General features: G+C 64.4%; 10 protein-coding genes. 9 read left to right on the forward strand and 1 reads right to left on the reverse strand.

Features of this window, described 5'->3' with window-relative positions; genetic code table 11:
- The 5 genes from D588_RS28410 to D588_RS24080 form a co-directional block, all read left to right on the forward strand.
- A partial coding sequence (locus D588_RS28410) for a hypothetical protein (protein WP_232764232.1) occupies window positions 1–513 on the forward strand: 513 nt, incomplete at its 5' end.
- Window positions 503–877 carry a hypothetical protein gene (locus tag D588_RS27670; RefSeq protein WP_150410865.1) on the forward strand — a complete coding sequence of 125 codons (375 nt, stop codon included), beginning with the start codon at window positions 503–505 and terminating at the stop codon, window positions 875–877. The genes D588_RS28410 and D588_RS27670, both read left to right, overlap by 11 nt.
- Window positions 878–889: 12 nt before the next feature.
- A complete protein-coding gene (locus D588_RS27675; protein WP_150410866.1) occupies window positions 890–1,357 on the forward strand; it encodes a hypothetical protein in 468 nt (155 codons plus the stop codon).
- A 214-nt stretch (window positions 1,358–1,571) separates the two neighbouring features.
- Window positions 1,572–2,636 carry a N(4)-(beta-N-acetylglucosaminyl)-L-asparaginase gene (locus D588_RS0105430; protein ID WP_017915246.1) on the forward strand — a complete coding sequence of 355 codons (1,065 nt, stop codon included), beginning with the start codon at window positions 1,572–1,574 and terminating at the stop codon, window positions 2,634–2,636.
- 14 nt (window positions 2,637–2,650) lie between these two features.
- Window positions 2,651–3,421 (forward strand): copper homeostasis protein CutC, encoded by a 771-nt coding sequence (locus tag D588_RS24080; RefSeq protein ID WP_017915247.1) that lies wholly within the window; start codon window positions 2,651–2,653, stop codon window positions 3,419–3,421.
- A gap of 76 nt (window positions 3,422–3,497) precedes the next feature.
- Here the strand turns inward: D588_RS24080 and D588_RS0105440 are convergent, their stop codons facing one another.
- Complete coding sequence (locus tag D588_RS0105440; protein WP_017915248.1) at window positions 3,498–4,589, reverse strand: sialidase family protein; 1,092 nt, start codon at window positions 4,587–4,589, stop codon at window positions 3,498–3,500.
- A gap of 97 nt (window positions 4,590–4,686) precedes the next feature.
- Between D588_RS0105440 and D588_RS24085 the strand changes: the two genes are divergently transcribed.
- From D588_RS24085 to D588_RS0105460, 4 genes are all read left to right on the forward strand, one after another.
- Window positions 4,687–5,706, forward strand: coding sequence for a discoidin domain-containing protein (locus D588_RS24085; protein WP_232764233.1), 1,020 nt, complete (start codon window positions 4,687–4,689; stop codon window positions 5,704–5,706).
- A gap of 606 nt (window positions 5,707–6,312) precedes the next feature.
- Window positions 6,313–6,921, forward strand: a complete 609-nt coding sequence (locus D588_RS0105450) for a hypothetical protein (RefSeq protein ID WP_232764234.1) — start codon at window positions 6,313–6,315, stop codon at window positions 6,919–6,921.
- An 80-nt stretch (window positions 6,922–7,001) separates the two neighbouring features.
- The gene (locus tag D588_RS0105455) at window positions 7,002–7,565 is read left to right on the forward strand and encodes a hypothetical protein (protein WP_017915250.1); all 564 of its coding nucleotides are present in this window, start codon (window positions 7,002–7,004) and stop codon (window positions 7,563–7,565) included.
- Window positions 7,566–7,939: 374 nt separating this feature from the next.
- A complete protein-coding gene (locus tag D588_RS0105460; RefSeq protein WP_017915251.1) occupies window positions 7,940–8,266 on the forward strand; it encodes a RebB family R body protein in 327 nt (108 codons plus the stop codon).
- Window positions 8,267–8,404 lie beyond the last annotated feature (138 nt).

Below are 8,404 nucleotides of genomic sequence, written 5' to 3' on the forward strand. Positions count from 1 at the left end.
GGTACGGGGCGGTATGTGCAGAGTGATCCGATTGGATTTTTGGGTGGAGTAAGCCTATACGGGTATTCGCTCCAAAATCCCGCTGCTGAAATTGATATATATGGTCTGCAAGCCTACTCGCCGGGAATGACTCCGCCAAATAATATCCCCGGCGGCCCGTGGACGCCAGCTCCGGGGCAGCCGCCTGGAACATTTTTTGGTCCAAAAAATGGCGCCGACCGAGCAATATGTAGATATGTGCCGGATGGAAATAATGGTGGCCCCAAAACCGCGCCAAAAGCGTACTGGAAAACCAAGACTCCAGGCACGTCTTGGCAACGTTATAAGCTTAACGGGATACCTCAGACTGCACAGCAGGCTCATCCTGCACCCGCAACCAAAATCCCATGGATTCGCTTGCTTGGAATCACGTCTAGGTGGGGTATGGGTGCATTCTTTGCAACTTATTCGGATTCGCTTAATGCTACCGAAGAGCAAGATATAGCGATAAGGAACGAAGATAATGAAAGATGAGTTCGAAATTAGACAAGGTTCGCGGGATGACTCGGGGATCTCTGTTGAAGAATCATTGTTGCAATGCCTTTTGTATTTTGATGAGGTTGTATCTTCTTTCTGTCTTGGTGTTGACTATTTGCACAAAATATTTGGTGATCATCCGGGTGTAGCTTGGGAAGTTAAGCAGGAATTTCTATCCGGTAAACCACTCATTGCATGGGAGGGAATTCCAAAATCAAAACGTGAGGCGATAAAAAAAATAGTCGTGGCGGCCGAAGGTATTCCGGATGCAGCTGTTGATGGGGTTTCGGATTTTAGCTGCGCTGCATGGAATGATGTCCGTAATGCGGCTGTTGAATATCAAGCCTTCAATGACTCCTGAGGCGTACAGTATATGGTGCGCGCTGCCAGGATCTCTATTTTATTTTTCTCGTTAATTATTTATGTTTCAGGATGTGTGAATAATTCTTCAAAATTCTATGCGTCTCATGCTGATGCGGTGGCGAATAATACTATCGCAAAAGGATGGGTTCCGGATTTTTTGCCTAAGAATGCTACCGATATCTACGAGCGGCATAGTGTTGATGCTGGTGGGGTTGCGGTTGTCTTCTCTGCGCCCAATGACAACTTCCTTAAGGGCTTTGCCAGGCTCGATGATTCGTATTTTACATCTGCTGAAGGAGCATTTTCTTTGGTGCACTCGCCTGCAAAGTATCCTCAAGGGGTGAGTGGTTATTATTATAGGTGTAGTGCGGAGGGGCTCGGCCTGCTGAAGGCACGTGATGGAAAGATATTCTATTATATTGAGCCGGTTTCTAGTGGGGGGCTTGAAGTTTTATGCAAAGTGCCAGCCAGGTTGTAGTGGCTGGGCGATTGACGTTTAACGTTGACACTCTTCTGAAATGCGTGATGAGCTTGATAAAGTTCAGGTATGTTTCGATGCAATCCTGCCGGAGCAAGCAGCCAAGCCAACTCTGGTAACGCCGAGCAGACCATTTAATCCCATCCAACTCTGCCGCATGATGTAAGGCTAAGCGCACGCCATCCCGCGCGCCCTCCCAACGCCGGAGCCTTCCATGCCGCAACGCCGTCACTTCCTGAAAACCGCCGCCTTCGGTGCCCTGGCCGCCGGGTTGGGCGGTGTGCTGCCGGGCGCACGCGCCGCTGTGGCCAAGGCGCAAGCCAAGGCCGGCGTCGGCCCCTTGCCGCGCGGCGCAGCACGGGTGATCTCCACTTGGGACTTTGGCGTCGCCGCGAACCAAGCTGCTTGGCAGGTGCTGTCGCGCGGCGGCGCGGCGCTGGATGCGGTGGAGGCCGGGGTGCGGGTGCCGGAGGCGGATCCGGACAATCACACGGTGGGGCTGGGCGGGTATCCCGACCGCGATGGGCGGGTCACGCTGGATGCCTGCATCATGGATCAGACCGGCGGCTGCGGGTCGGTCGCGGCGCTGGAGGACATCGTGCATGCGATCTCGGTGGCGCGACGGGTGATGGAGAAGACGCCGCATGTGATGCTGGTCGGCGATGGCGCGCTGCAGTTCGCGCTGGCGCAAGGGTTCGAACGCACCAAGCTGCTCACGCCCGAATCGGAGCAGGCGTGGAAGGAGTGGCTGAAGACCTCGCATTACGCGCCCGAGGCCAATATCGAGAACCGTGCCTATCGCCGCGGCACGCTGCCCGGCGGCAAGGACAATCACGACACCATCGGCATGCTGGCGCTGGATGCGCACGGCAATCTGTCCGGGGCCTGCACCACCAGCGGCATGGCCTGGAAGATGCACGGTCGGGTCGGCGACAGCCCGATCATCGGGGCGGGGCTGTACGTGGACAACGAGGTGGGCGGGGCGACCTCCACCGGCGTGGGCGAGGAGGTGATCCGCAACGTCGGCAGCTTCGCGGTGGTGGAGATGATGCGGCAGGGCAAGAGCCCGGCCGAGGCCTGCCGCGAGGTGGTGATGCGCATCGTGCGGCGCAAGCCGGAACTCACCCGCGATCTGCAGGTGGGGTTCCTGGCGATGAACAAGCGCGGCGAGGTCGGTGCGTTCGCGATCCAGCCCGGTTTCAGTTATGCGGTCTGCGATGCGCAGCAACAGGATCTGCTGCTGCCCGGGCAGAGCCATTTCGCGGCGCCGGCGGCATGAGCGGGAGCGTGCCGATGGGCTTGGAAGTGGCCGCCGATGCGATCGGCTCGGCGCTGGCCGCGCAGGACGGTGGGGCGATGCGGGTGGAATTGTGCGGCGGCCTGGATGGCGGCGGGCTGACGCCGTCGTTCGGCACGCTGGCGGCGGTGCGCGATCGGTTGCGCATTCCGCTGTACGTGCTGATCCGTCCACGGGTCGGCGATTTCGTGTTCGACGCGGCGGAAGTGGAGGCGATGCGTCGCGACGTGGAGCAATGCGTGCGCCTGGGCTGCGACGGGGTGGTGCTCGGCGCGCTGACCGCGGACGGTGAGGTGGACACGGCGACGATGCGCGAGCTGATCGCGGTCGCCGGGCCGCTCGGCGTTACCTTCCATCGCGCCTTCGATGTCAGTGCCGATCCGCGGCGTGCGCTGGAGGATGTGATCGCGCTGGGCTGCGAGCGGGTGCTGACTTCCGGTGCGCGCGAGACGGCTGAAGAGGGGGCCGACCTGATCGCCGAGCTGGTGCAGCAGGCCGGCGCGCGCTTGAGCGTGATGCCGGGATCTGGCGTCACCGAAGCCAACCTGGCGCAGTTGCGCGCGCGCACCGGTGCGCGCGAGTTCCATGGCTCGGCGCGTGGGCCGCTGGCGTCGCGGGCGACGTCGCCGCATCCGCATGTGCGCAGCCTCGGCGGCGACCGCATGCAGACCGATGTGGCGCGGGTGCGGCGGATGGTGGCGTTGCTGGAGGAGCCGGGACCGGGGACCCGGGACCCGGGACCCGGAACGCCGCATCCCGCAGCCTGATCTGTCTCCGCTACGGCAGCGCTTTGCTCTTGCTTTCCCGGGTCCCCGGTCCCGGGCCCCGGGTCCCGAGCACGATTCACCTGCCGCCAGCAGGCGCCGTTGACCCAACTCCCAGCCGCTTCGGATCCAACACCACATGCTTGATGCGCGTGCGCTTCCAGGTGTAGCTGATGTGCACCTTGCCGTCGCGGGTCTGGATCACTGCGGGATAGGAGAACTCGTCCTTGGGGCTGTCTTCCAGGGTCAGCACGCGGGTCCAGTGCAGGCCGTCGTCGGACAGGGCGACGGCGAGCACGCCGCGGCCGTCCCACCAGTCCTTGCCGGCCTCGGTCGGGTTGTAGACCAGCAGCGAGCGGCCGTCGGCCAGCACCACGGCGTCGGTGCCGGAATTGGGATTGGCCAGGTTGAGCAGGGTCATCGGTTCCCAGGTGCGGCCCTGGTCGCGCGACCAGGTGCTGAACACGTGGTTCTGCTGGCTGCGTCCCACCGCCTGCAGGCGGCCGTCCTGGTGCAGCAGCACGCTGGGCTGGATCGCACCGATCCTGGCCGGGTCGTTCATCGCCGGGCCGCGGGTCCAGTGCGCGCCGTTGTCGTCGGACCATTCCATGTGCGCGACCCAGCCGGCGTCTTCGCTGCTGCTGGGGCTGAGGATGCGGCCGCTGGGCAACTGCACCGGTTTGTTCTTGATCGGGCCGAGGATGCCGGCGGGCAGGCGCTCGGGCGTGGACCAGTGCTGGCCACCATCGCTGGACGTGGTCTGCATGCCCCACCAGCGCTTCGGGTCCGGACCCACCTTGTAGAACAGCCGCAGCGGCCCTTGCGCAGGCTGGAACAGCACCGGATTCCAGGTCGGCAACGGCTTGCCCTGCGGCTGCGCGCCGTCGGCCACCCGCTGCGCCGGTTGCCAGCCGTGCGCGTCGCGACGCGCCACCCAGATGGCGACATCGTCGGCGCCCTCGTGGCGGCCGCCGAACCAGGCCGCGAGCAGGCCGTCGTGGGTTTCCACCAGGGTGGAGGCGTGGCACTGCGCGGTCGGCGCCTGCGCGTTGACGAATTCGCTGTAGACGATGGGCGAGGGCGGCACCTGCGGTGGGGCGACGGCTGCCGGACCAGCGATGGCGCGCACCGCGAACAGCGACAGCAACGGAAACAGCGAAGGCGACATCATGTGGTACGGTCCTGGCCCGCAAACGGGAATACCTATTTATCATCAATTAAATACCATATGCTGACACCATCGGAAGTGCCGCCTGCCCGAGCGACGATTGCGAGGATCCGCCAAGCCGAACCGTCCGCTCTCTTCGCTCTGCTGGCTGGCCGCATTCGGCCTTAATGTTCTGGCCGCGCCGCCGCTGCTTGCCGAGAACTTCACCGACACCGCGTTGTTCGAGTACGGCGACGTGCGCTGGGTCGGCAACGAGGCGGGCGTGATCGAGGGCGAGAACTGGAACACCATCGATCGCCACGGCGACCTGCGCTGGCGCCCGGTCGAGGTGGATACGCCGCTGCACAAGCTGCAGTGGTTCTGGCACCCGAACAGCGACCAGACGCTGAAGAGCGTCGACGAATTGGTGCAGATCTGGGAAGACAGCGACGGCCGCGGCGGGCAACTGGTGCTGGGCATCGCTCCGGACAAGCCCGGCCTGCTGCCCGAAGCCGACGTCAAGCGGCTGGAGGAAATGGGCCAGGCGCTGCAGGCGCGCTACGGCGCCGATCGCAACCTGGTGCGCGGCCGGCTCAAGAGCGACGACAGTATCGCCGCGGCGGTGGACGGCGACCGCGATACTTTCCGGAGCGCGCCGGACGGCTCGCACCACGCCACCCTGGAACTGCAGTTCAAGCAGCCGGTGACCTTCGACACCGCGCTCTCGATGGAGTGGCTCAACGACGGCCAACTGGTGCAGAAGTACGCGGTGGAAGTGTTCCGCGACGGCGCCTGGGTCAAGGTGGCGCAGGCACAGGCGATCGGCCACATGAAGATCGATCACTTCCCTGCGGTCACCGCCTCGCGCGTGCGCCGAACATCCTGTCCAGCGTCGACGCCGCACAGATCCGCGAGTTCCAGTTGTTCAGTGTGGGCGCTGCCGCTGCGCGCTGATCCCTGCCTGCGGCATGCAACCGAAGCCGTGCCCGGCGATGCCGGGTGCGGCTTTTTCGTTGGAGTTGTGCGCTGCGTCTTGGCAAGAGCGCCGGCTTGCAGGCGCGATTCCAAAAATCGCTGCGAAGAAGACGGCGCGCGCCGCAGGGTAACTCCCCTCTCCCCCCGGGAGAGGGGTCGGGGGTGAGGGTACGGCGCGAGCGTAGCCCCTCCTCGCGATTCGTGATCAACAGTCGACGATGCATGCGTCCGCCCCAGACTCTGCAAGGCATGCCCGTGTCTGGCGGGCGCCGTGACGCAAGCGGCAAGAGCGGACCTGGAGCCGGAGCCTTTTGCGACGTCGTCCTCGGTGCTTGGAGCGCGTGTTGTCCGGGCCGAACGCCATAAGGTGTGCGCCGGAGCGAGCGGTGGCTAACGCCAGAATGTGGTGTGTTGCTATTGCCCGCATGCAAGGTGCGAGGATTGTCTGGAGTATGTCTACTAATGTGGACAAAGCCTGCTGTCTGCTGCGCGGGCTATGCAGGAACTGCGCATTGCAGCCGATCACGATAGGAGTGCGTTGCAACGTCGAGTGGCACAAGCAAAGTATCTGAGGGGGGGCTGGGGGCTGTCGTCGCTATGTCGTGCGCTGCAGCGCAGCCTTGGTCGCCGCCGTTTCGGGGCGTTGCCTCCTCGATGGTGCCGGCCCGCTCGGCTTCTACGCTCGTCGTTGCACGTAGCGATACCGGCTTCGGCCGCCTGATCCGATGCGCAGGGCTCACGGCATCGGCCATTCCTCTCTCAGCAGCGAACCATGACAGTTCCCAACGGCGCCAACGCACAGATCACCGAAGCGGCGACGGTGTCCATGCCACCGGCCGCGCCCACCGGCGCCTCTGCCGCGACACCGGCTGCAACAGTGACCGATCGTGGTGAGCTCGGCGACCCGGCCGGCGCGGCAGCCGCCACATCGCCGCCCGTGTCGCCAACGCCGCCATCCATGCTGAAGACGCTCGACGCACACATGCTCGCGCAGCCCGAGGCGGCAGGGCAGGCCTGCGACGCGCTCAACAGCACGATCGTGCGCGGCGTACAGCGCAGCGATGCCGAAACCATGGCCTATGCACCGTCGCAGGTTGAGGTCGGCTCGAACATGCGGATCAGACAGGCGCAGGGCCTGGTCGCGCCATCGGCGGCGGTCTATTTCGACGGCGTCAGCAAGACGGCGCTGGCCAGCCAGAGCGTGCTGCTCAAAAACCTGGCCGAGAACAAGCCGGAGCAGGCCGCCGAGGATGCGCTGGGCGTGCTGGCCACCGACGTGCTGGTCGGTGCCGCCGCGGCGGTCGCAGCCGCTGCTGGCGCGCTGGAGGCCGAGTCCGCCGGCTTGCCCATCGACAAGATCGACCAGAGCATCGCCAAGTAGGCGGACATGGTGCGCGGCCGCAAGTCCGCGTCCACCTAGGCCGTTCGCACCACCGGTTTCACCACACGCAGGGGAGCATCATGCAAGCCAACCAAGCATCCGATTTCGCCACGCTGCGCCAGCTCACCGAGAGCTGGTTGCGTCGCCCGCTGCTTCCTCTCGAGGAGGAGCAACTGCGGCGCTTCGCGTCAGAATCGTCCGCGCCGCCGGTAGCGCCTGCCGCCGAAACGGCCGGTGCGTCGCCGTCGCTGATCGATGCCGAGCGCGAGCGTGTGAAAGGCTTGATCCAGCAGATGCAGCAGACGATGCAGAACAGCAGGGTCGCGCTGGACGGCGCCACCGCGGCCAGCGAAGCGTCGGTGCTCAAGGCGGTCCAGTCGGCCAGTTCGCTAGACCAGCTACCACCGGGCCAGTTACGTCCGCCGCAGAGCGGCGAGGGCGGCAGCAATCACCTGGTGATGGCGCAGATCCCCGATCGCCTGGCCAATCTCGTGCAGGCCGAAGTGCGCGCGTGCTTGGAGCGCGAGTTCGCGAGCCTGGCCCAGCAGATGCAGGCGGTGGTCGAGGCGGCGCGTGCGCAGGGGCTCATCGCGGATGCGCCGGCCGCGGAGCCGGGAGCACCATCGCCGCCTCCCGCTGCCTGAGCCGGGCGTGTGTTTCTAACACGCATCATGCGCTTTGCGGCGTGGGCCAAGGCGTTGCGCCACGGCGCGCGATGCAAATGGCTGCGTGCCATCAGCGATCCAGCCTGGCGCCACGTCGCGGACAGTAGCTCGTTCGCCGGCCGTACTGGTGGATCGCATTGGATGGCAGCGGATGCCGCGAGGGGATACACCCCGCAGCGGTAGCAACACGCATCGGCCGAGGTCGCGGCGCATCGTGGCCGATGTTCCCTCGTCGCGCGCACATTGCGGCGAGGCTGGCGAGACAAACGCCGCACACGGTTTCACAGGTTCTGCACTGTCCCGTTTTCAGAGATCGTACGGCGTGGGCCGTACCCCAACCCAGGAGCGAACACATGGCATTTCCCACCGCGGTCAACGACCAGATCACCGATGCGGTCACCCAGTCCAACGTCAAGGTCATCGGCGAAGCGCCGGCCTTCGCGATGGCGTCGATCTACCAGAGCATGGCGCACTCGACGGGTATCCTGTTCGGGAACGCTGTCTCCGCGCAGCAGCAACAGAACACCCTGGCGCAGGCAGTGGCCAACCAGGGCGTCATGCGGATCTACAGCCTCGACTCGACCGCCGCCGCCGGCGCCACCGAGAAGGTCGCGCAGACCGGCGTCTCCGACAACCTCACCAGCCTGCTGACCGTGCTCAACGCGTTCAAGCAGCCGTAGGCCATGCACGCTAACGCCGTCGCAAGACGGCGGTAGCGATGCGGTCTTCTGCCTGACGAGGACTGTTCTAGGCTGTATCGACATTCAGCGGTATTTTTTGGGGATGTCGAAGACCATCACGTCGCGGCCCAGCCGCTA

The sequence above is a fragment of the Xanthomonas sp. SHU 308 genome, from assembly GCF_000364645.1.
GTDB classification, from domain to species: Bacteria; Pseudomonadota; Gammaproteobacteria; order Xanthomonadales; family Xanthomonadaceae; genus Xanthomonas_A; species Xanthomonas_A sontii.